The following is a 21,414-nucleotide window of genomic DNA, read 5'->3' as shown; positions in this document are numbered from 1 at the left end:
TCATCCCCGTCTTGAGTGCCATCCATGAGTAAGAACGCCGAATATTCAGCGGTCAATGATGCGCTGCCCAGCCACTTTTTCTCCCGCGTCTGGCACCTGGCCAGCGCCTACTGGCGTAGCGAAGAAAAAGGCATGGCCTGGTTGTTGTTGATTGCGGTGATCGCCATGTCGCTGGTGGGCGTGGCAATTTCGGTGTGGTTCAACAGCTGGTACCGCGACTTCTACAACGCCCTGCAAAACAAAGACCTTGAAGCGTTTACCCGGCTGATTCTGTACTTCTGCGGCATTGCGGCGGTGGCGATTCTGATCGCGGTGTACAAGCTGTACCTCACGCAGATGCTGACCATTCGCTGGCGTCGTTGGCTCACGGAAAAACACTTTGCCGCCTGGTTGGCGCACAAGAACTACTACCGCCTCGAGCAAGCCGGCTACACCGATAACCCGGACCAACGTCTGGCCGAAGACCTCAACAGCTTTACCGACAGCACGCTGAGCCTTGGCCTGGGGCTGATTCGCAACGTGGTCAGTCTGGTGTCGTTCTCGGTGATCCTGTGGGGCGTGTCCGGCAGCATGGAAATCTTCGGCATCGACGTGCCGGGCTATATGTTCTGGGCGGCGCTGCTGTATGCGCTGGTCGGCAGCTGGCTGGTGCATTTGGTGGCGCGGCGCTTGATCGTGCTTAACAACAACCAGCAGCGCTACGAAGCCGATCTGCGTTTTGGCTTGGTGCGTATTCGTGAAAACGCCGAGAGCATCGCGCTGTACAACGGCGAGCAAAACGAACAGCAGCGGCTGATGGGGCGTTTCACCAAAGTGTGGAGCAACTTTTGGGAGCTGATGAAGGTGCAGAAGCGTCTGACATTCTTCAGTTCGGGCTACGGCCAGATCGCCATTATCTTTCCCATGATCGTCGCTGCGCCGCGTTATTTCGCCGGCAAGATTCAGCTCGGCGATCTTATGCAAATCAACTCGGCGTTCAGCAACGTGCAGGAAAGCATGAGCTGGTTTATCGACGCCTACGCCAGCCTCGCGGCGTGGCGCGCCACCTGCGACCGGATTCTGAGCTTCCGTCAGGCGCTGGCCGAGGGCGAGCATCTGGACGCCAACCCGGCGATCACGCGCAGTCGCAACGTCGAGCAACTGAGCCTGAACCAGGTGCAACTGAGCCTCGCCGATGGCCGCGTATTGCTGAACCCCACGTCGCTGAATATTGCACCGGGCGAACACGTGTTAATCAGCGGCGCCTCGGGCAGCGGCAAGAGCACCTTGCTGCGTGCGCTTAGCGGCTTGTGGCCATTCGGCAAGGGCGCGTTGAACGTGCCGGACAGCAGCCTGTTTCTGCCGCAAAAACCTTATTTGCCGATTGGCAGCCTGCGCGCGGCGCTGAGTTACCCGCAGGCCGAGACCACCTATTCCACCGAACGCCTGCACGAGGTGTTGCAAGCCTGCAACCTGGCGCACCTCACTGGCCGCCTGGAAGAAGAAAATCACTGGGAGCGCGTGCTCTCGCCGGGCGAACAACAGCGCGTCGCCATTGCCCGTGCGTTGCTGGTGGAGCCGCGTTGGTTGTTCCTCGACGAAGCGACATCCGCCATGGATGAGGCCAATGAGACGGCGGTGTACCGCCTGCTGACGGACAAGTTGCCCGGCAGTAGCCTGATCAGCATTGGTCACCGGGGCAGTCTCAAGCAATTCCATGGGCGGCAGTTGCGCCTGGAAGAGCAGGGGCTTGTGGAGGCTTAGTGGTTTGGTCGTGAGTGTTGGGCTTCGCCTTTGGCTGAGCCCAACCTACGATTTTGGCGTGGCCGGTTCGTAGCTTTCGATAACTTCCTGCGCGGCGCGGAAGGCGTCGATGGTGGCCGGCACGCCGGCGTATACGGCGCAGTGCAGCAGCGCTTCGCGAATTTCTTCTACCGTGCAGCCATTGTTCAGCGCGCCGCGCACGTGGCCCTTCAGCTCTTGCGGACATTTCAGGGCGGTAAGGGCGGCGAGGGTGATCAGGCTGCGGGTTTTTAGCGGCAAGCCTTCACGGCTCCAGACCGAACCCCAGGCGTGCTCGTTGACGAAGTCTTGCAGCGGCTGGGTGAAGTCGGTGGCGTTGTTCAAGGCGCGGTCGACAAAGGCATCGCCCATCACCTGACGGCGCATCTGCTCGCCGTTTTTAGGCTGTTCGCTCATAGCGTTTCCTCAAGAGATCAGTCGAGACTCTGCACGCGTACCGTCGCTACGCCGCTGCGCACCATGCCCAGTTGTTCGGCGGCCGCGCGCGACACATCGATCAACCGCTTGCGGCTGTAAGGGCCACGGTCGTTAACGCGCAGAATCACGGATTTGTTGTTGTCCAGATTGGTCACTCGAACTTGCGTGCCGAAGGGCAGGGTGCGGTGGGCAGCGGTCATTTGCGCCTGGTCGAAGCGCTCGCCGCTGGCGGTCTTTTTGCCATGGTGCTTGGCACCGTAATACGACGCCTCGCCGCGTTCATCGTAATGACCGTTGTAGGCCGGCGTGTTGTCGCTGGTGCTGCCGCGAAAGTAGGGAGTGGTACAGGCGCTCAACAGCGCGAGAAAGCTTCCTGCTACTAGAACGCGCCACATACCTGTGTCTCCGGGAGTAAGGCTTGCGCGATCAGTCCCCTCTCCCACGTGTGGGAGAGGGCTAGGGTGAGGGGCCGTTAAGCCCCCTCACCCCTCTCTCGTAAACGGAGAGGGGAGCTGATCGGCGTAAGGTTTTAACCTTCCAGCTTCTGCTTCAACAACTCATTAACCTGCTGCGGGTTGGCCTTGCCTTTAGAGGCTTTCATCGCCTGGCCCACAAAGAAGCCGAACATCTTGCCGCGCTTGGCCTCATCGGCGGCGCGGTACTGTTCAACCTGCTCGGCGTTGGCCGCCAGCATTTCATCGAGCACGGCGGAAATGGCGCCGCTGTCGGTGACTTGCTTGAGACCCTTGGCTTCGATGATTTGATCCGCACTGCCTTCGCCATTGGCCATGGCTTCAAAGACCATCTTGGCGATCTTGCCGGAAATGGTGTTGTCTTTGATGCGCAGCAACATGCCGCCCAGTTGCTCGGCGCTCACCGGCGAGGCGTCGATTTCCACGCCTTGTTTGTTCAGCAGGCTGCCCAGCTCCACCATTACCCAGTTGGCTGCCAGCTTGGCGTCGCCGCTGATGCTGACCACTTGCTCGAAGTAATCGGCTTGCTCGCGGCTGGAAGCCAGCACGCTGGCGTCGTAGGCCGACAAACCGAACTGCGCCTGGAAGCGCTCGCGTTTTTGCGGCGGCAGTTCCGGCAGGGTGGCGCGGGTGGTGTCGAGAAAGGCGTCGTCGATAATTACCGGCAGCAGGTCAGGGTCGGGGAAGTAACGGTAGTCGTTGGCTTCTTCCTTGCTGCGCATGGCGCGGGTTTCGTCTTTGTTCGGGTCGTACAGGCGGGTTTGCTGAATGACCTTGCCGCCGTCTTCGATCAGCTCGATCTGACGCTGTACTTCGCTGTTGATCGCCTTCTCGATAAAGCGGAAGGAGTTAACGTTTTTAATCTCGCAGCGCGTGCCGAATTCGGCCTGGCCTTTGGGGCGTACCGACACGTTGCAGTCGCAACGCAGCGAACCTTCGGCCATGTTGCCGTCGCAAATGGCCAGGTAACGCACCAGCGCGTGAATGGCTTTCACGTACGCCACCGCCTCTTTGGCGCTGCGCATGTCCGGCTCGGAAACGATTTCCAGCAACGGCGTGCCGGCGCGGTTGAGGTCGATGCCGCTCATGCCGCTGAAGTCTTCGTGCAGGCTTTTGCCGGCGTCTTCTTCCAAGTGCGCGCGGGTGATTCCGACGCGTTTGACGGTGCCGTCTTCCAGGGTGATATCCAGGTGGCCCTTGCCCACGATGGGCAGCTCCATCTGGCTGATCTGGTAGCCCTTGGGCAGGTCTGGGTAGAAATAGTTTTTACGGGCGAACACGTTGTGTTGGCCGATCTCGGCGTCAATTGCCAGACCGAACTTCACTGCCATGCGCACGGCTTCTTCGTTGAGCACCGGCAGCACGCCGGGCATGCCCAGGTCGATCAGGCTGGCCTGGGTGTTCGGCGCTTGGCCAAAGGTGGTGGCGCTGCCGGAAAAAATCTTCGATTGGGTGGCGAGCTGAGTGTGAATCTCCAGCCCGATAACAACTTCCCATTGCATGGTGTTTCTCCTCAGAAGCCTGTCGGTGTGCGCGTGTGCCAGTCAGTGTTGAGCTGATACTGGTGAGCGACGTTGAGCAGGCGACCTTCCTGGAAGTAGGGCGCGAGCAGTTGTACGCCAACCGGCAAACCATCGACGAAACCCGCTGGCATGGAAATGCCCGGCAAGCCCGCAAGGTTGGCGGTGATGGTGTAGACGTCTTCGAGGTAGGCGGCGACCGGGTCGTTGTTCTTCGCGCCAATTTTCCACGCCGGGTTGGGCGTGGTCGGGCCGAGGATCACGTCCACATCCTGGAACGCGGCCATAAAGTCGTTCTTGATCAGACGACGAATTTTCTGCGCTTGCAGGTAATAGGCGTCGTAGTACCCGGCAGACAATGCGTACGCGCCGACCATGATGCGCCGCTGCACTTCGGCACCGAAGCCTTCGGCGCGCGAGCGCTTGTAGAGGTCGGTGAGGTCTTTGGGATCTTCGCAGCGGTAGCCGAAGCGCACGCCGTCAAAACGCGAAAGGTTGGAAGACGCTTCTGCCGGAGCGATGACGTAGTACGCCGGAATCGCGTGCTGCATGTTGGGCAGGCTGATTTCCTTAACCACGGCACCGAGTGCTTCCAGCTGTTTGACGCTGGCGTGAATCAGCTCGGCAATGCGCGGATCCAGGCCTTCGCCAAAGTATTCCTTAGGCAGGCCGATGCGCAGGCCTTTGAGCGAGTCGTTGAGGGTGGCGGAATAATCCGGCACGGGCTCGTCGACGCTGGTGGAGTCTTTCGCATCGAAACCGGCCATGCCTTGCAGCAGCAGGGCGCAGTCTTCGGCGGTGCGGGCCAATGGGCCGCCTTGGTCGAGGCTCGACGCGTAGGCAATCATGCCCCAGCGCGAAACACGGCCGTAGGTGGGCTTGAGACCGGTGAGGTTGGTCAGTGCGGCGGGCTGGCGGATCGAGCCGCCGGTGTCAGTGCCTGTCGCGGCAGGCAGCAAGCGCGCAGCGACGGCCGCCGCCGAACCACCGGACGAGCCGCCCGGCACGTGCTCAAGACTCCACGGGTTTTTCACCGCGCCGTAATGGCTCGACTCGTTGGCCGAGCCCATGGCGAATTCGTCCATGTTGGTCTTGCCCAGGCTCACGGCGCCGGCGGCGGCGAGCTTGGCGACCACGGTGGCATCGTACGGGGCAGTGAAGTTGTCGAGCATTTTCGAGCCGCAGCTGGTGCGAATGCCCTGGGTGCAGAACAAATCTTTATGGGCCAGCGGCGCGCCAAGCAGAGCGCCGGTTTCGCCGGCCGCACGACGGGCGTCAGCGGCTTTGGCCTGCTGCAACGCGCTGTCTTGGGTCACGGTAATAAAGCTGTTGAGCTGTGGGTCCAGTGCGGCGATACGCGCCAGCAAACTGCGGGTCAGCTCTTCGGAGGAGAATTTCTTGGCTTCGAGGCCACGGGCAATCTCGGCCAGGGTCAGTTGGTGCATGTCCACGTCCTTACTCACTCGATAACCCTCACTCGATTACTTTCGGAACCAGATACAGACCGTCTTGCACGGCCGGGGCGATGGCTTGGTAAGCCTCGCGCTGATTCTGTTCGGTGACGGTGTCTTCACGCAGGCGCTGGGTTGCTTCCAGCGGGTGGGCCAGCGGCTCGATGCCGGTGGTGTCGACCGCTTGCATGCGGTCAATGAGGCCCAGAATGTTATTCAGTGTTTCGGTGGTGCGAGGGATATCGGCTTCGTTCAGACCCAGTCGGGCCAGATGAGCGATTTTCTCCACCTCGGAGCGTTCGAGCGCCATCGGGTGTTCTCCAATTAAATAGAACGGCCTGCGAGAGGCGAGTAGAAGTCCGTAGGGAATGTCGTACGGAACGGATAAGATCAGCGCGCGGTCATAAGCCGCTAACTTGGCGCTAATGCCGGGAAAAAGGCGGCAATTTAACATATTGGCGCCTTGCCCAAAATCCCCGTCGTTGTTAGAGTTTGCCGCACTTTTTACCCACGCGTTGCCTAGGGTCCCTATCCCATGTTTAAGAAACTGCGTGGCATGTTTTCCAGTGATCTTTCGATCGACCTGGGCACTGCCAATACCCTGATTTATGTTCGCGAACGCGGCATCGTGCTGAACGAGCCATCCGTGGTCGCCATCCGTACCCACGGCAACCAGAAGAGTGTCGTGGCAGTCGGAACCGAGGCCAAGCGCATGCTCGGCCGTACCCCCGGCAACATCGCAGCCATTCGCCCCATGAAAGACGGCGTGATCGCCGACTTCAGCGTCTGCGAAAAAATGCTGCAGTACTTCATTAATAAAGTGCACGAAAACAGCTTCCTGCAGCCCAGCCCTCGCGTGCTGATCTGCGTTCCGTGCAAATCCACCCAAGTTGAACGTCGCGCCATTCGCGAATCGGCCCTCGGTGCCGGTGCCCGTGAAGTGTTCCTGATCGAAGAACCCATGGCCGCTGCTATCGGTGCCGGCCTGCCGGTAGAAGAAGCACGCGGTTCCATGGTGGTGGACATCGGTGGTGGTACCACTGAAATCGCCCTGATTTCCCTCAACGGTGTGGTGTATGCCGAATCCGTGCGTGTGGGCGGCGACCGTTTCGACGAAGCGATCATCACCTACGTGCGCCGTAACTACGGCAGCCTCATCGGTGAATCCACCGCTGAGCGCATCAAGCAGGAAATCGGTACCGCCTACGCTGGCGGCGAATTGCGCGAAGTTGACGTGCGTGGCCGCAACCTGGCTGAAGGCGTGCCGCGCAGCTTCACCCTGAACTCCAACGAAGTGCTCGAAGCGTTGCAAGAGTCGCTGGCCACCATCGTGCAAGCGGTGAAAAGCGCCCTCGAACAATCGCCGCCGGAACTGGCTTCCGACATCGCCGAGCGCGGTCTGGTGCTGACCGGTGGTGGCGCCTTGCTGCGTGACCTCGACAAGCTGCTGGCCCAAGAAACTGGCCTGCCGGTGATCGTTGCCGAAGACCCGCTGACGTGCGTAGCACGCGGTGGCGGCAAGGCCCTCGAGATGATGGATCGTCACACCATGGACCTGCTCTCGAGCGAATGAGTCCCAGGCCTTGAGAAAACTACTGCGCTCGGTTACGCCGCGTTAAAAACAGCTTCACAATGCTCATTGGCTACAGCCAACTCCGCTTGTTCATCTGTTTTTGCCTCGCGTACCCTTCGCTCGCTACGTTTTCACCAGCCCTGAACATTAAAAAAGCATGGCTGTTGGGCCCACTCCGGTGGGCTCATTGCATTTAAGTCGGTCACTGCCGTTACACTTCGCGCTTCAGAATCCACGCCCACCAGCCAGCGATGCGGACCGTATGAATATTCACTTCAGCGTCGGAGCAATCAGCCATTAAGCCGCTCTTTGCCAAAGGACCGTCATTGGGTGTGCGCCTGCTGGTGCTGGTTGTGCTGTCGGCCACGCTGATGGTGGTCGACGCCCGTTTCGAATCCCTCAAGCCCATGCGCAGCCAGCTCGGTCTGGTGCTGACGCCGTTCTATTGGCTGGCCGACTTCCCCGTGCGTATGTGGGATGGCGCCACCGCGCAGTTCACCAGCCGTAGCGAGCTGCTCGGCGAGAACGAAAAACTCAAAGCTGAAGCGCTGTTGATGCAGCGTCGCCTGCAAAAGCTGGCGGCGCTCACTGAGCAGAACGTGCGTTTGCGCGAATTGCTCAATTCCTCCTCGTTGGTGGATGAAAAAGTGTTGGTGGGCGAGCTGATCGGCGTAGACCCCAACCCCTTCACCCATCGCATCCTGATCGACAAAGGCGGCAAAGACGGCGTGTTCCTCGGCCAGCCGGTGCTCGACGCGCGTGGTCTGATGGGCCAGGTGGTTGAAGTAATGCCGTACACCTCGCGCGTGCTGCTGCTCACCGACATCACCCACAGCATTCCCGTGCAGGTGAACCGCAATGGCCTGCGCGCCATCGCCAGTGGCACCGGTAACCCGGAGCGCCTGGAACTGCGTCATGTCGCCGACACGGCAGATATTAAAGAAGGCGATTTGCTCGTCAGCTCCGGGCTGGGCCAGCGCTTTCCGGCGGGTTACCCAGTGGCGGTGGTGAAAGAGGTGGTGCACGACTCCGGCCAGCCCTTCGCCATTGTTCGCGCCGTGCCCACTGCCGCGCTCAACCGCAGCCGTTATGTGCTGCTGGTATTTACCGACACCCGCACCCCGGAACAGCGCGCGACGGATTCGGCCGAAGCGCAAGAAAAGGTTGATCGCCAGGCTGAACAGAAAGCCGCTGAGGCCCTGCAAAATGAAGGCGCCGGCTCCGCGCCAGCGCCGTCACCCGCGCCCGCTGCCACGCCTGCACCCGCTGGCGCAGCTGCTCCAAGCCCAGCGCCGACGGCGCCTGCCAAACCGGCGACCACGCCCGCCAAACCTGCCGCCACACCGGCCAAGCCCGCCACTCAGGGAGAGCGTCGATGATTGGTCTGCGTCCACGTAATGGTTGGGTCATCTGGTTCAGCCTCGGTCTGGCGCTGCTGCTCAGCGTGGCGCCGTTGCCAGACTTCATGGAAGTGGGTCGTCCGCTGTGGCCTGCCTTGATTCTCACCTACTGGGTGCTGGCCCTGCCGCACCGCGTGGGCATGACCACCGCCTGGCTGCTCGGGCTGGGCGTCGACGTGTTGTACGGCACATTGCTCGGTCAGAACGCGCTGATCCTCACCCTCGTGACCTTCCTTGTGCTCAACCTGCATCAGCGCCTGCGCATGTTCCCCATGTGGCAACAGAGCCTGGTGCTGCTGGTGGTGTTTGGCTTGGCCCAGCTGGTGCAGTTGTGGCTCAATGCGTTGACCGGCAACCGGCCGCCTACCTTGGCTTTTGTGCTGCCCGCGCTGGTCAGTGCGCTGCTCTGGCCTTGGGTGTCGGTGGCCTTGCGCGGTGTGCACCAGCGTTTGAACGTCAACTAAGCGGGGCAGGGCCTAGGCCTGCCTCTTTACTGCTCGACAGGGAGAGGTCTGCATGGCCACGCTTTACCTGGCCTCCGGGTCTCCACGCCGGCGCGAACTGCTGACGCAGATCGGCGTAGGCTTTTCCATTCTTGCTGCCCCCATCGACGAAAGCGTCCAGCCTGGCGAGTCGGCCGAGCACTATGTGCAGCGTCTGGCGCTGGCCAAGGCCGCTGCAGGTTTGGCGACGGTGTCCGCTGCCACCGATGCCGTCGTGCTCGGCGCCGACACGGCGGTCGTCGTCGATGGCCACATTCTCGGCAAGCCTGCCGACCAGGCCGACGCCTTGGCCATGTTGCAATTACTCTCCGGCCGCGAACACCAAGTGATGACCGCCGTCGCCCTGGCGAATGGCCAGCGCAGCGAAGTGCGGTTGGTCAGCAGCGACGTCAGTTTCCGTTCCATTTCCACCGCTGAAGCAACCACCTATTGGGCCAGCGGCGAGCCGCAGGACAAAGCGGGCGGCTACGCTATTCAAGGCCTGGCCGCCGTGTTTGTCAGCGGCATGCGTGGCAGCTATTCGGCCGTGGTCGGCCTGCCACTGTGTGAAACCGCCGCCTTACTCGCCGAATTCGGTATTCCCTGCTGGCAGGCCATGAGCGAGAGCCGTCATGAGTGAAGAAATTCTGATCAACATCACGCCCATGGAATCCCGTGTGGCGGTGGTGGAAAACGGTGTGTTGCAGGAAGTGCATGTCGAGCGCACGCAGCGCCGTGGCATTGTCGGCAATATCTATAAAGGCAAGGTGGTGCGCGTGTTGCCTGGCATGCAGGCGGCGTTTGTCGACATCGGCCTGGAGCGCGCGGCGTTTATTCACGCCTCGGAAATTTCCACCCGCGAAGGTCCGGCGGTGGAAAGCATTAGCGCGCTGGTGCACGAAGGCCAGAGCCTCACCGTGCAGGTGACCAAAGACCCCATCGGCAGCAAAGGCGCGCGCCTGACCACGCAGCTGTCGATTCCGTCGCGCTACCTGGTGTACATGCCGCGCACCAGCCATGTCGGCATTTCGCTGCGCATCGAAGACGAAGTGGAGCGCGAACGCCTGAAGAAAGTGGTGGCCGACTGCATCGCCGCCGAAGGCATTGAAGAGGCCGGCGGTTTTATTTTGCGCACCGCGGCCGACGGTGCGGGCGCCGATGAAATCGTGGCCGACATCCGCTACCTGCGCCGCCTCTGGAGCCAGATCGCCACGCAAATGAAAACCGCGCCTACGCCTTCGGTGATTTACGAAGACCTCAGCCTGGCGCTGCGCACCCTGCGCGATCTGGTCAGTTTGCGCACCGAGAAATTGCGCGTCGATTCGCGGGAAACCTTCCAGAAAGTTACCCAGTTCGTTGACGAGCTGATGCCCGAAGTGGCCGACCGTATCGAGCATTACCCCGGCGAGCGGCCGATCTTCGACCTGTACGGCGTTGAAGACGAGATTCAGAAAGCGCTGGAGCGCAAAGTGCCGTTGAAGTCCGGCGGCTACTTGATCATCGACCCAGCCGAGGCGATGAGCACCATTGATGTGAACACCGGCGCCTTTGTCGGCCATCGCACGTTGGAAGAGACCATCTTCAAAACCAACCTCGAAGCGGCCACCGCCATTGCCCGCCAACTGCGGCTGCGCAACCTGGGCGGCATCATCATCATCGACTTCATCGACATGGAAGACGAAGAGCACCAGCGCCAGGTACTGCGCACGTTGGAGAAACAGCTGGAACGCGACCACGCGAAAACCAACATCATCGGCATCACCGAACTGGGCCTGGTGCAGATGACGCGCAAGCGCACCCGTGAAAGCCTCGAACAGATTTTGTGCGAGCCGTGCGTCAGCTGTCAGGGGCGCGGCAAACTGAAAACGCCGGAAACCATCTGCTACGAAATCTTCCGCGAGATTCTGCGTGAGGCCCGTGCCTACCAGGCCGAAAGCTATCGCGTGCTGGCCAACCAGAAAGTGGTCGACCGCCTGTTGGACGAGGAATCGGGTAATGTGGCCGACCTCGAAAGCTTTATCGGCCGCACCATCAAATTTCAGGTCGAGAGCATGTATTCGCAGGAACAATACGACGTGGTTCTACTCTGACACCTCTCGCGACCTTAACCGGCGCCGCGTTTAGCCACGCGCCGGCAGCGTCGACCCGGCCTAACAATAAAAGGAAAGCCGCCTGATCATGCAGCGCCTCGCCCGCCTGATTGCCACCCTGACGCGCTGGGGCCTGTACCTCTGCGCCACGGGCCTGATCGTGGCAGCGCTGTATGTGAGCATCGGCCGCATGCTGGTGCCGATGGTTGCCGACTACCGCCTGCAAGCCGAAGACCGGCTGCGCGAAGCCGTCGGCCTGCCGGTCACCATTGGCAGCCTGGAAGGCAGCTGGCGCGGTTTGGCGCCGCTGCTGGTGGCCCATGACGTGCAGGTGGGCGAGGGCGCCAGCGCGCTGCGCCTGGATCAGGTTCGTGTAGTGCCCGCGTTGTGGGCCAGCGTTCAGGCTCAGCAGGTGCGCGTCGGCAGTCTGGAAGTCGATGGCTTGCAACTCAGTGCCGTGCAGGATGCCGACGGCAAATGGACGATGGAAGGGCTGCCCAAGCGAGAGAACGATCCGCCGCTGGACCCTGAACAACTGCTGCGCAACCTCAAACGGGTGCAACAGCTTTCCCTCTTCAACAGCCAGCTCACGCTGGAACCGCACGACAGCAAGCCGCTGACCTTTACCTACATCAACCTCGACCTGATCACCGGCGCCAGCCGCCAGCGCCTCGATGGCCGCGTTACGTTGCCTGACGGTCAGCCGCTGAGCCTGAGCATCGATGCCCGCGTGAAGCCGAAAACCTGGCGCGAGGCGCAGGCGCAGGTTTACTTGAGCTTGCCGCAGAGCGATTGGGCGCGTTGGCTACCGGCCGGCGTAACGCGTGACTGGCAGGTGGAGCGCTTTCAGGCGGGTGGCGAGTTCTGGCTGTCCTGGGCCGACGGTGCGGTGCAACGCGCCGTGGCCCGTCTGAATGCCCCAGAGCTGCGCGCCGCCTATGCCGAACGCAAGGCCGTGCAGATCAATGACTTGGCGGTTATGGCCTACATGAACCGCACCGAGCAGGGCTACAACGTGCTGCTCAACTCACTGGCCGCCACACTCGGCGAAACCCGCTGGGGCGAAGTGCAAGTGGGTTTGGTCTATCAAAGCGCCGCTGAAAACCGGCCGCAGCGCTGGCAGGTCAGCGCCGACCGGCTCGACCTGGCGCCGTTGACGCCCACCATCGAAGCCCTGGCGCCGCTGCCGGCAAAAGCCGCCGAGGTGCTGCACGGGCTGAAGCCGCAAGGCGCGTTGCGCAACCTGCAGCTGAGCATTACGCCCGAGGCGCCCAACCGCGACCAGCGCGTTGAGTTCGCCGCCAACCTTCAGCAAATCACCTTCAGTGCTTACGGCGGCGCGCCGGCCGCAGAGAACGTCACCGGCAGCATCAGCGGTGACCTCGGCCATGGCGAGCTGCGCATGGACACCGAGAATTTCGCCCTGCACCTGGATCACCTGTTTCCCAAACCCTGGCGTTACCAGAAAGCCAACGCGCGCCTGACCTGGACGCTCAACGCCGACGCCTTCACCTTAATTGCCCCGTACATGAAGCTGGTCGGCGACGAAGGCAAGCTGGCGGGCGACTTCCTGATTCGCCTGACCCTGGCGCCCGACACCGAAGACTACATGGACCTGCGCGTCGGGCTGCAGGAAGGCAACGCCCAATACGTCGAGAAATACCTGCCGACTCTGGTGCCCAGTTTCAGCCAGGATCTGGCCAAGTGGCTGACGACGGCCATCCACCGTGGCGCCATTGATGAAGGTTATTTCCAGTACCAGGGCTCGCTTAACAAAGGCGCCGACCCGACAGCCACCAGCATCAGTCTGTTCTTTAAGGTGCATGACACCGAACTGGCGTTTCAACCGGGCTGGCCCGTGCTGCAAAACATCACCGGCGATGTGCTGATCGAAGACAGCGGCGTTCGCGTTCGCGCCCCCAGCGGACAGATGCTCAACAGCACGGTCAGCAATGTGAACGTCGACGTACCGCACGTTGCCAAGGGTCAGCCGTCGCGCTTGCTGGTCACGGGTGATGTCGCCAGCAGCATGACCGACGCGCTGAAAATTCTGCAGGAAGCGCCCATCGGCACGGCCTCGATATTCGAAGGCTGGGGCGGTGAAGGCGATCTGAAAGCCAAGCTCAACCTCGATATTCCGCTGGGCCAGGGTCCGACCACGCGCGCGATTGTCGACTTCAGTGCCGACGGCGCCACGCTGAATATGGCAACGCCGAAGCTGGCGCTGAGTCAGGTGAAAGGCGATTTCCGCTACGACACGGCCACCGGCCTGAGCGCACCGGACATTCGCGCTCAGGTGTTCGGTCGGCCGGTTCGCGGCAAGGCCGTGGCGAGCAAAACAGTTGGTAAACCGTCGAGCCGCATCGAAGTGGCCGGGCAGGTGCCGGTGAAAACCCTCACCGATTGGTCGGGCATCACCCGGCCGCTGCCGGTCTCCGGCGAATTGCCGTTGCAGCTGGCGGTGGTGTTGGACGGCGACAACAGCTTGTTGCAGGTCAACTCGACGCTTAAAGGCGTGGCCATTGATTTGCCGGCGCCGTTGGGCAAAGCGGCAACGGATGAGCGCCCGAGCCAATGGCGCATGAGTTTGCAGGGTGCCGAGCGCGGCTACGCGCTGACGTACGCCAACCTCGCCAGCCTCGCTGCCAGCGCACCGGCCAGCGGCTTCAGCGACGGCCGCGCCGAGTTGCGCCTGGGCAGCGAGCCGGCTCGTGTGCCCAACGCCAAAGGTTTACAGGTTAACGGCGACATCAGCGAACTGGACGCCACCGCCTGGCAAGATGTCGCCAAGCGCTACGCCGGCGACCAGGCCGCCAGCGCCAAGCAATTCTTCAACAGTGCCGACCTGCACATCGGCGCCTTTCATGGCCTGGGCGCCGACATCGACAACCTCAACGTCAAGATGACCCGTATCGCCAGTGGCTGGAACGTGGGCTTGAGCAGCGACCGCGTCAGTGGCGTGGTGGGCTTGCCCGACGCTGACGGTGCGCCTATCGATATACAGCTCAAGCACCTGCGTTTCCCGGCGGCGCAACCGCCGCAGCCCGCCGACCCAGCCGCGCCCGAGGTGGAAGAACCGGACGCGCTGGCTGACGTCGACCCCCGGCAAATTCCGGCACTGAACCTGAACATTGAGCGGGTTTACCAAGGCGATGCGCTGCTCGGCGCGTGGTCGCTGAAAGCACGGCCGAACGCCAACGGCGTGGTGTTTAGCGACGTCAACATGGGCCTTAAAGGCTTGCAGCTTGAAGGCGACGTGGGCTGGGAAGGCGCGCCGGGCGCGACCAGCAGTTGGTTCAGAGGGCGCATTGGCGGCGGCAACCTGTCGGATGTGCTGTTGGCCTGGAACTTCGCACCTACCGCCACCAGCCAGGATTTCCACATGGACATCGACGGCCGCTGGCCGGGATCGCCCGCCTGGATCAGCCTCAAACGCTTTAGCGGCACGCTCGACCCCACGCTGCGCAAAGGCCAGTTCGTCGAAGCCCAAGGCTCGACGGCGGCGCTGCGGGTGTTTGGTCTGCTTAACTTCAACTCCATTGGCCGCCGCCTGCGCCTGGATTTCTCCGACTTGCTAGACAAAGGCCTGAGCTACGACCGGGTAAAAGGCCTGCTGGTCGCCACCAACGGCGTGTACGTGACCAAAGAGCCGATCACCCTCACAGGGCCGTCGAGCAACCTGGAAATGAACGGCACGCTGGATATGGCGAGCAACCAGGTGGATGCCAAACTGTTGGTGACCTTGCCGCTGACCAACAACCTGCCGCTGGCCGCGCTGATTGTGGGTGCGCCGGCCATTGGTGGCGCGCTGTTCGTGGCCGACAAGCTGCTGGGCAAACAAGTCGCCCGCTTCGCCAGCGTGCAGTACAGCGTGAAGGGGTCTTGGCAGGATCCGAAAATTGCTTTCGACAAGCCCTTCGAAAAACCTCGCTAATTTTAAGGGAGCGCCTATGTCCCTCGCGGTGATTCAAATGGTCAGCCAGGACGACGTGCTGGCCAACCTCGCCCAGGCGCGGCTGCTGCTGCAGCAGGCCGCCGAGCAGGGCGCGCAACTGGCGGTGCTGCCGGAAAACTTTGCCGCCATGGGCCGCAGCGACCTTGCCACACTGGGGCGCGCCGAAGCCCTTGGCGACGGACCGATACTGCCGTGGTTGAAACAGACCGCCCGCGACCTCAAGTTATGGATAGTGGCGGGCACCATGCCTCTGCCGCCGCAGGATCAGCCAGACGCCAAGTCCCACGCGTGCTCGTTATTGATCAATGCGCACGGCGAGCAAGTCGCGCGATACGACAAGCTGCACCTGTTCGATGTGGACGTGGCTGACAGCCGTGGTCGTTACCGCGAGTCGGATGACTACGCGTTTGGCGGCAATGTGGTGGTCGCCGATACGCCTGTAGGACGCTTGGGCCTGACGGTCTGTTACGACCTGCGCTTCCCCGAGTTGTATGGCGCCTTGCGTGAGGCGGGTGCCGAGCTGATTACCGCGCCCGCAGCGTTCACCGCCGTGACGGGCGCCGCACATTGGCAGGTGCTGCTCAGGGCGCGAGCGATAGAAACGCAGTGCTACATCCTGGCCGCCGCACAGGGCGGTCTGCACCCGAAGGGGCGCGAAACATTCGGCCATGCGGCAATCATCGACCCCTGGGGTCGGGTGCTTGCCGAGCAGGCCCAAGGTGCGGCTGTGCTGCTGGCCGACCGCGATGCGGTTGAGCAGGCAGACATCCGTCAACGTATGCCGGTGCACACGCACCGCCGTTTTGCTGTGTCGTCGCTGAAGGCGCCGACCTGAAGGCTCACCAGAGCCTATGGAGTAACTAAATGAGCGACATGTTGCTGTCCGTGAGCGAGCACCTGCTGGGCCCTGGCGGTTTGAGCATTGAGCAGTTGCCGGGCGTGCTCGGCGAGCTGGCTGGGCCGGGTATCGACGCGGCTGACCTGTACTTTCACGGTCAGGTTTCGGAAACCTGGGTGCTGGAAGACGGCATCGTCAAAGAAGGCAGTTTCAACCTCGATCAAGGCGTTGGCGTGCGCGCCCAATCCGGCGAGAAAACCGGCTTCGCCTACAGCAACGCCATCACCCCCGTCGCATTGAGCGAAGCGGCCCGTGCGGCCCGTTCGATTGCCCGGGCCGGCCAGAATGGTCGGGTGCAGGCGTTTGTCAGTCCCGAAGTGGCGCGTCTTTATGCGCCGGAAAACCCGCTGGAAGTGCTGACCCGTGCGGAAAAGGTCGAGCTGCTCAAGCGCGTCGACGTCGCCACGCGTGCGCTTGATCCGCGCATCAAACAAGTGACCGTCAGCCTTGCCGGCGTGTGGGAACGCATTCTGGTTGCTGCCGCCGATGGCAGCCTGGGCGCCGATATTCGTCCGCTGGTGCGCTTCAACGTCAGCGTCATCGTCGAACAAAACGGCCGTCGCGAACGCGGTGGACAGGGCGGTGGTGGCCGCTCCGACTACTTGTATTTCCTCACCGAGGACCGCGCCATGGGCTATGCACGCGAAGCGCTGCGCCAGGCACTGGTGAACCTCGAAGCTATTCCCGCGCCGGCCGGCTCCATGCCAGTGGTGATGGGCGCGGGCTGGTCTGGCGTGCTGCTGCACGAAGCGGTTGGCCATGGCCTGGAAGGCGACTTCAACCGCAAAGGCAGCTCGGCCTACAGCGGCCGCATCGGTGAAAAAGTGGCGTCCAGCCTGTGCACCATCGTTGACGACGGCACCCTGTTCGGCCGCCGTGGTTCGTTGAGCATGGACGACGAAGGCACACCGACCCAATGCACTACCCTGATCGAAAACGGCGTGTTGAAGGGCTATATGCAAGACAAACTCAACGCCCGCCTGATGGGCGTGGCCGCCACCGGTAATGGCCGCCGCGAATCCTACGCACACCTGCCGATGCCACGCATGACCAACACCTACATGCTGGCCGGCGAAAGCGACCCGGAAGAAATTATTCGCTCGGTGAAGAAGGGCATCTACTGCGCCAACCTCGGCGGCGGCCAGGTCGACATCACCAGCGGCAAGTTCGTGTTCTCCACCAGCGAGGCCTACCTGATCGAAGACGGCAAAATCACCGCCCCGGTCAAAGGCGCCACGCTGATCGGCAACGGCCCGGAAGCGATGAGCAAGGTGTCGATGGTCGGCAACGACCTGGAACTGGACAGCGGCGTGGGCACCTGCGGCAAAGACGGGCAGTCGGTGCCGGTCGGCGTGGGGCAGCCGACGTTGAAGATTGATTTGATTACCGTGGGCGGGACTGGGAGCTGATGGTCGAGTGGGTCTTTCGCCTTGTCGGCGAGCTGCTGGTCGATATCGTTTTCTACCACATCGGCCGCTGGACTTTGTTGCTGTTAACTGGAGGGCGTTACGACACCAGCAAGCGAGGAACCAATGAAGGCTTGGTAGAACTCCTCGGTTTCCTGATGTGCATATGTTTGGTTTTCGGGCCGATCCTGTTTGTCGGCACATGGGCCTAGCCTTGAATCGGACTTTGTGGGAGCGGCTTTAGCCGCGATGCTCTTGATTTAAAAGCATCGCGGCTAAAGCCGCTCCTACAGAGGTTCGAAGGGACTAACGCAAGCCGCGCTTGGTTTCGTCCAGGTCGCGGATGTATTTGAAGATTTTGCGCGTGGCGGCCGGGGCTTTGTTTTGTGCCGCTTCGTGTTGGGCCTGGCGGATCAGCTGACGCAAATGGGTGCGGTCGGCGTCCGGGTATTCGGCGACGAAGGCTTCGAGCACTTCGTCGGTGCCGGCAGCCAAGCGATCACGCCAGCGTTCCAGGTTGTGGAAGCGTTCGTTGTACTGCCGGGTCGAGGCATCGAGCTGGTCCAGCAGTACCAGAATTTCATCGACGTTCTGATCACGCATCAGCTTGCCGATGAATTGGATATGCCGTTTACGAGCGATGTTAGCCGTGTGTTTCGGCGCATCGGCCAGGGCGCGACGCAGGGCGTCGGTCAGTGGCAGTTTCTCGATCAGGGCGGGTTTGAGCGTGGTCAGGCGCTCGCCAAGGTCAACCAGCGCGTGCAGCTCGCGCTTTACTTGGCTTTTGCTCTTCTCTTCGGAGAAGTCGTCGGAATAGTCAGACATGGGGTCGATCCAGTTGGAAACGCCGCCATGATAACGAGTCGAAGGCCGCTTGTCCGGCCTGGCCAGGTGACTGGTCTCTGAACTGGAGTTGTAGGTTATGAGTGCAGCAGACGTAGTTGGGCCGCAGGCCCTGCCGCAATTGCAGGAGCAAGTGGCGCGGATTATCGCCGAGGCCAAAGCCCAGGGCGCTAGCGCCTGCGAAGTGGCGGTTTCGGTGGAGCAGGGGTTGTCGACCTCGGTGCGCCAGGGCGAGGTGGAAACCGTCGAGTTCAACCGCGACCAGGGCTTTGGCATCACCTTGTATCTTGGTCAGCGCAAAGGCTCGGCCAGCACCTCGGCGAGCGGCGATGCGGCCATTCGTGAAACCGTGGCGGCCGCACTGGCCATCGCCAAACATGCCTCTGAGGACGACTGTGCCGGCCTGGCCGACGCCGAGCTGATGGCGCGCGACTTGCCGGACCTCGACCTGTTCCACCCCTGGGACATCACTCCCGAGCAAGCCATCGAGCGCGCCCTGGAATGTGAAGCGGCGGCGTTCGCCACCGATGCCCGCATCAAAAACGCCGACGGCACCAGCCTGAACACTCACCGCGGCTGCCGCGTCTACGGCAACAGCCACGGCTTTGTCGGCGGCTACGCCAGCACGCGGCAGAGCCTGAGCTGCGTGATGATTGCCGAGGCCGACGGCCTGATGCAGCGTGATTATTGGTATGACGTGAGCCGTCGCGGTGAAGATTTGGCTGACGCGGTCAGCATTGGCCGTCGTGCCGCCGAGCGCGCGGTTAGCCGCTTGGGCGCGCGTCCGGTGCCGACGTGCGAAGTGCCGGTGCTGTTTGCCGCCGAGCTGGCCACCGGGCTGTTCGGGCATTTTCTGTCGGCGGTATCCGGCGGCAACCTGTACCGCAAGTCGTCCTTTCTGGAAGGCAGTCTGGAGCAGGTGTTGTTTCCGGAATGGCTGAGCCTTGAAGAGCGTCCGCATATTCGCGGCGCCTTGGGCAGCGCCACGTTTGATGGGGACGGGCTGGCGACCTATGCCAAGTCGTTTGTCGAAAACGGTGAGCTGCGTTCGTACATTCTCGGCACGTATTCAGGGCGCAAATTGGGCATGCCGAGCACGGCCAACTCGGGCGGCGTGCATAACCTGTTCGTCAGCCATGGCGATGAAAATCAGCAAGCGCTGATCAAACGCATGGGACGCGGCTTGTTGGTTACCGAACTCATGGGCCAAGGGCTGAACATGGTGACCGGCGATTATTCGCGCGGTGCCGGTGGCTACTGGGTGGAGAATGGGGAGATTCAGTTCCCGGTGCAGGAGGTGACCATTGCGGGCAACCTGCGCGACATGTTCAAACAAATCGTCGCGGTGGGTAACGATCTGGAGCTGCGCAGCAACGTGCGCACCGGGTCGGTATTGATCGAGAAAATGACGGTCGCCGGTAGTTGAGGCCGGCCGGCGCACGCCTGTCGTGCGCCGCGCTTGCTTAAGCGCGGGGCGTTATTCGCCTTCGTCGAAGCGGTTGTTGATCAGCTCCACCAGGGCCGCCAGCGCTTCATCGCCTTGCTCGCCGTCGGTGCTCAGGTGAATGTCGGTGCCTTTGCCGGCGGCCAGCATCATGACGGCCATGATGCTCTTGCCGTCCACACAGCTTTCCGGGCTGCGGCCAATGCGAATCTGGCAGGGGAAACGTCCCGCCACGCCGACGAATTTGGCAGCGGCGCGTGCGTGCAGGCCGAGCTTGTTGATGATGGTGATTTCACAGGCAGGCATCGCTGCTTAAGTCCTTCTATAGAGTCCCGCGGTTCTAGAGATCGCGGTGACGAACCTGGATGTTTTTCAGGGTTTTCTTCAGTTCTTTTCCCAGCCGGTCCGCCAGGTATACCGAGCGATGATGACCGCCTGTGCAGCCGATGGCGACGGTGACGTACGAGCGGTTGCTGGCGGCAATGCGCGGCAGCCATTTGTGCAGGTAGGCGTAAATGTCGTCGTACATTTCCTGTACGTCCGGTTGTTCCTGCAAATAGTCCGACACCACCGAATCCAGGCCCGAATGCTCACGCAGTTCGGGCTTCCAGTACGGGTTGGGCAGGCAGCGCACGTCGAACACCAAGTCGGCATCGACCGGCATGCCACGCTTGAAGCCAAACGACTCGACCAAAAACGCAGTGCCCGGCTCCGGCTTGTTCAGCAGGCGCAGCTTGAGGGTGTCACGAAGCTGGTAGAGGTTGAGGTGCGTAGTGTCGACCTTGAGGTCGGCCAGGTCGGTGATCGGGCTCAGCAGTACACTTTCATCGCGAATCGCTTCGGCCAGTGAACGCTCGTCGGTGGTCAACGGGTGGCGGCGGCGGGTTTCGGAGAAGCGCTTGAGCAGGGTTTCGTCGTCGGCGTCCAGGTACAGCACATCGCACTGAATGTGGCGGGCACGCACTTCGGCAAGCAGTTCGGGGAAGCGTTTAAGCTGGCTGGGCAGGTTGCGCGCATCGATGGATACGGCCACCAGCGGTTGAACCAGTTCGGTGTGCAGCAGGGAGCGTTCGGCCAATTCGGGCAAGAGCCCGGCGGGCAGGTTATCGATGCAGTAGAAACCGTTGTCTTCAAGCACGTCGAGCGCTGTGCTTTTACCTGAACCGGACCGGCCACTGACGATGATCAAACGCATGCACAGTCACCTGTTCGTCTAGCGGCCGTTTTGTACGTCGACGACGACCTGGTAAAGACTTTCGCTGGTTGAGGCGTGGCGCAACTGGTCACGAACCTCGCTGCGATCAAGCATGCTGGCGATCTGGCGAAGCAATTCCAAGTGCTCATCGGTTGCCGCTTCGGGCACCAACAGCACAAACAGCAAGTCAACCGGCGCGCCGTCGATGGCGTCGAAATCGACAGCGGAATCGAGACGCAGCAGGGCGCTGATGGGAGACGTGCAGCCCGGCAGGCGGCAATGGGGAATGGCGATGCCATTGCCAAAGCCGGTGGAGCCGAGTTTCTCGCGCGCCACCAGGCTTTCGAAAATGTCTTGGCCATCGAGGTCGGGCAATTCGCGGGCGACCAGGTTGGCGATTTGTTCGAGTACGCGCTTTTTGCTGCCGCCCGGCACGCCCACAAGGGAGCGGCCGGGGGTCAGGATATTTTCAAGTCGAATCATGG

General features: G+C 61.8%; 20 protein-coding genes. 11 read left to right on the top strand and 9 right to left on the bottom strand.

From position 1 onward, the window contains the following. Positions 1-24: 24 nt before the first annotated feature. A complete protein-coding gene (locus ACZZZP_RS18885) occupies positions 25-1,743 on the top strand; it encodes an ABC transporter ATP-binding protein/permease (RefSeq protein ID WP_463383734.1) in 1,719 nt (572 codons plus the stop codon). Between the two features lie 45 nt (positions 1,744-1,788). Here ACZZZP_RS18885 and ACZZZP_RS18880 read toward each other — a convergent pair whose 3' ends face one another. The 5 genes from ACZZZP_RS18880 to gatC all read right to left on the bottom strand — a co-directional run bounded on the left by ACZZZP_RS18880 (position 1,789) and on the right by gatC (position 5,953). Next, positions 1,789-2,178: a carboxymuconolactone decarboxylase family protein gene (locus tag ACZZZP_RS18880; RefSeq protein WP_463383733.1), complete on the bottom strand. Its 390-nt coding sequence runs from the start codon at positions 2,176-2,178 to the stop codon at positions 1,789-1,791. Between the two features lie 17 nt (positions 2,179-2,195). Continuing rightward, positions 2,196-2,594 carry a septal ring lytic transglycosylase RlpA family protein gene (locus tag ACZZZP_RS18875; protein ID WP_463383732.1) on the bottom strand — a complete coding sequence of 133 codons (399 nt, stop codon included), beginning with the start codon at positions 2,592-2,594 and terminating at the stop codon, positions 2,196-2,198. Between the two features lie 134 nt (positions 2,595-2,728). Beyond that, positions 2,729-4,174, bottom strand: a complete 1,446-nt coding sequence (gene gatB / locus ACZZZP_RS18870) for an Asp-tRNA(Asn)/Glu-tRNA(Gln) amidotransferase subunit GatB (RefSeq protein WP_463383731.1) — start codon at positions 4,172-4,174, stop codon at positions 2,729-2,731. 11 nt (positions 4,175-4,185) lie between these two features. Beyond that, on the bottom strand, positions 4,186-5,637 hold the full coding sequence (gene gatA, locus ACZZZP_RS18865) for an Asp-tRNA(Asn)/Glu-tRNA(Gln) amidotransferase subunit GatA (protein WP_463383730.1): 1,452 nt from the start codon (positions 5,635-5,637) through the stop codon (positions 4,186-4,188). Between the two features lie 28 nt (positions 5,638-5,665). Continuing rightward, entirely contained in the window at positions 5,666-5,953 is a 288-nt protein-coding gene (gene gatC / locus ACZZZP_RS18860) for an Asp-tRNA(Asn)/Glu-tRNA(Gln) amidotransferase subunit GatC (RefSeq protein WP_122452389.1), read from the bottom strand. Positions 5,954-6,178: 225 nt separating this feature from the next. Here gatC and mreB point away from each other — a divergent pair, with 225 nt between their 5' ends. From mreB to ACZZZP_RS18815, 9 genes are all read left to right on the top strand, one after another. Continuing rightward, positions 6,179-7,216, top strand: coding sequence for a rod shape-determining protein MreB (gene mreB, locus ACZZZP_RS18855; RefSeq protein ID WP_108096189.1), 1,038 nt, complete (start codon positions 6,179-6,181; stop codon positions 7,214-7,216). 344 nt (positions 7,217-7,560) lie between these two features. Beyond that, a complete protein-coding gene (gene mreC / locus ACZZZP_RS18850; RefSeq protein ID WP_463384750.1) occupies positions 7,561-8,595 on the top strand; it encodes a rod shape-determining protein MreC in 1,035 nt (344 codons plus the stop codon). Continuing rightward, positions 8,592-9,080, top strand: a complete 489-nt coding sequence (gene mreD, locus ACZZZP_RS18845; RefSeq protein WP_122494374.1) for a rod shape-determining protein MreD — start codon at positions 8,592-8,594, stop codon at positions 9,078-9,080. Before mreC ends, mreD begins: the two co-directional genes overlap by 4 nt. Before the next feature lie 52 nt (positions 9,081-9,132). After that, positions 9,133-9,738, top strand: coding sequence for a Maf family protein (locus ACZZZP_RS18840; RefSeq protein WP_463383729.1), 606 nt, complete (start codon positions 9,133-9,135; stop codon positions 9,736-9,738). Continuing rightward, positions 9,731-11,188, top strand: a complete 1,458-nt coding sequence (gene rng / locus ACZZZP_RS18835; RefSeq protein WP_463383728.1) for a ribonuclease G — start codon at positions 9,731-9,733, stop codon at positions 11,186-11,188. Before ACZZZP_RS18840 ends, rng begins: the two co-directional genes overlap by 8 nt. An 88-nt stretch (positions 11,189-11,276) precedes the next feature. Further along, on the top strand, positions 11,277-15,122 hold the full coding sequence (locus ACZZZP_RS18830) for a YhdP family protein (RefSeq protein WP_463536759.1): 3,846 nt from the start codon (positions 11,277-11,279) through the stop codon (positions 15,120-15,122). A gap of 16 nt (positions 15,123-15,138) precedes the next feature. Then, positions 15,139-15,978 carry a carbon-nitrogen hydrolase family protein gene (locus ACZZZP_RS18825; RefSeq protein WP_122494366.1) on the top strand — a complete coding sequence of 280 codons (840 nt, stop codon included), beginning with the start codon at positions 15,139-15,141 and terminating at the stop codon, positions 15,976-15,978. A gap of 29 nt (positions 15,979-16,007) precedes the next feature. Continuing rightward, complete coding sequence (tldD, locus tag ACZZZP_RS18820) at positions 16,008-17,450, top strand: metalloprotease TldD (RefSeq protein WP_463383726.1); 1,443 nt, start codon at positions 16,008-16,010, stop codon at positions 17,448-17,450. Beyond that, on the top strand, positions 17,450-17,659 hold the full coding sequence (locus ACZZZP_RS18815; protein WP_463383725.1) for a hypothetical protein: 210 nt from the start codon (positions 17,450-17,452) through the stop codon (positions 17,657-17,659). Before tldD ends, ACZZZP_RS18815 begins: the two co-directional genes overlap by 1 nt. Before the next feature lie 94 nt (positions 17,660-17,753). Here ACZZZP_RS18815 and yjgA read toward each other — a convergent pair whose 3' ends face one another. Then, positions 17,754-18,272 carry a ribosome biogenesis factor YjgA gene (yjgA, locus tag ACZZZP_RS18810; RefSeq protein WP_122494360.1) on the bottom strand — a complete coding sequence of 173 codons (519 nt, stop codon included), beginning with the start codon at positions 18,270-18,272 and terminating at the stop codon, positions 17,754-17,756. Positions 18,273-18,369: 97 nt separating this feature from the next. Between yjgA and pmbA the strand changes: the two genes are divergently transcribed. Further along, positions 18,370-19,716 (top strand): metalloprotease PmbA, encoded by a 1,347-nt coding sequence (gene pmbA / locus ACZZZP_RS18805; protein ID WP_463383724.1) that lies wholly within the window; start codon positions 18,370-18,372, stop codon positions 19,714-19,716. Positions 19,717-19,767: 51 nt separating this feature from the next. Here pmbA and ACZZZP_RS18800 read toward each other — a convergent pair whose 3' ends face one another. Genes ACZZZP_RS18800 through ptsN form a run of 3 tightly spaced genes read right to left on the bottom strand, consistent with a single transcriptional unit; the run spans position 19,768 to position 21,412 of the window. Continuing rightward, positions 19,768-20,040, bottom strand: coding sequence for an HPr family phosphocarrier protein (locus ACZZZP_RS18800; RefSeq protein ID WP_122494356.1), 273 nt, complete (start codon positions 20,038-20,040; stop codon positions 19,768-19,770). 34 nt (positions 20,041-20,074) lie between these two features. After that, the gene (gene rapZ, locus ACZZZP_RS18795) at positions 20,075-20,929 is read right to left on the bottom strand and encodes an RNase adapter RapZ (protein ID WP_122494354.1); all 855 of its coding nucleotides are present in this window, start codon (positions 20,927-20,929) and stop codon (positions 20,075-20,077) included. Between the two features lie 18 nt (positions 20,930-20,947). Further along, positions 20,948-21,412, bottom strand: coding sequence for a PTS IIA-like nitrogen regulatory protein PtsN (gene ptsN / locus ACZZZP_RS18790; protein WP_463383723.1), 465 nt, complete (start codon positions 21,410-21,412; stop codon positions 20,948-20,950). Positions 21,413-21,414 lie beyond the last annotated feature (2 nt).

This window comes from Pseudomonas sp. AC211 (assembly GCF_979258055.1).
This window is presented reverse-complemented; position numbering and strand designations above follow the sequence as displayed.

Excerpts from the sequence above, each read along its gene's own strand:
- gatC (WP_122452389.1), bottom strand. The coding sequence starts at position 5,953 with ATGGCGCTCGAACGCTCCGAGGTGGAGAAAATCGCTCATCTGGCCCGA.
- pmbA (WP_463383724.1), top strand. The coding sequence starts at position 18,370 with ATGAGTGCAGCAGACGTAGTTGGGCCGCAGGCCCTGCCGCAATTGCAG.
- yjgA (WP_122494360.1), bottom strand. The coding sequence starts at position 18,272 with ATGTCTGACTATTCCGACGACTTCTCCGAAGAGAAGAGCAAAAGCCAA.
- tldD (WP_463383726.1), top strand. The coding sequence starts at position 16,008 with ATGAGCGACATGTTGCTGTCCGTGAGCGAGCACCTGCTGGGCCCTGGC.
- ptsN (WP_463383723.1), bottom strand. The coding sequence starts at position 21,412 with ATGATTCGACTTGAAAATATCCTGACCCCCGGCCGCTCCCTTGTGGGC.
- gatB (WP_463383731.1), bottom strand. The coding sequence starts at position 4,174 with ATGCAATGGGAAGTTGTTATCGGGCTGGAGATTCACACTCAGCTCGCC.
- ACZZZP_RS18875 (WP_463383732.1), bottom strand. The coding sequence starts at position 2,594 with ATGTGGCGCGTTCTAGTAGCAGGAAGCTTTCTCGCGCTGTTGAGCGCC.
- mreD (WP_122494374.1), top strand. The coding sequence starts at position 8,592 with ATGATTGGTCTGCGTCCACGTAATGGTTGGGTCATCTGGTTCAGCCTC.
- ACZZZP_RS18800 (WP_122494356.1), bottom strand. The coding sequence starts at position 20,040 with ATGCCTGCCTGTGAAATCACCATCATCAACAAGCTCGGCCTGCACGCA.
- ACZZZP_RS18825 (WP_122494366.1), top strand. The coding sequence starts at position 15,139 with ATGTCCCTCGCGGTGATTCAAATGGTCAGCCAGGACGACGTGCTGGCC.
- rapZ (WP_122494354.1), bottom strand. The coding sequence starts at position 20,929 with ATGCGTTTGATCATCGTCAGTGGCCGGTCCGGTTCAGGTAAAAGCACA.
- ACZZZP_RS18840 (WP_463383729.1), top strand. The coding sequence starts at position 9,133 with ATGGCCACGCTTTACCTGGCCTCCGGGTCTCCACGCCGGCGCGAACTG.
- ACZZZP_RS18885 (WP_463383734.1), top strand. The coding sequence starts at position 25 with ATGAGTAAGAACGCCGAATATTCAGCGGTCAATGATGCGCTGCCCAGC.
- mreB (WP_108096189.1), top strand. The coding sequence starts at position 6,179 with ATGTTTAAGAAACTGCGTGGCATGTTTTCCAGTGATCTTTCGATCGAC.
- ACZZZP_RS18880 (WP_463383733.1), bottom strand. The coding sequence starts at position 2,178 with ATGAGCGAACAGCCTAAAAACGGCGAGCAGATGCGCCGTCAGGTGATG.
- ACZZZP_RS18815 (WP_463383725.1), top strand. The coding sequence starts at position 17,450 with ATGGTCGAGTGGGTCTTTCGCCTTGTCGGCGAGCTGCTGGTCGATATC.
- rng (WP_463383728.1), top strand. The coding sequence starts at position 9,731 with ATGAGTGAAGAAATTCTGATCAACATCACGCCCATGGAATCCCGTGTG.
- gatA (WP_463383730.1), bottom strand. The coding sequence starts at position 5,637 with ATGCACCAACTGACCCTGGCCGAGATTGCCCGTGGCCTCGAAGCCAAG.
- ACZZZP_RS18830 (WP_463536759.1), top strand. The coding sequence starts at position 11,277 with ATGCAGCGCCTCGCCCGCCTGATTGCCACCCTGACGCGCTGGGGCCTG.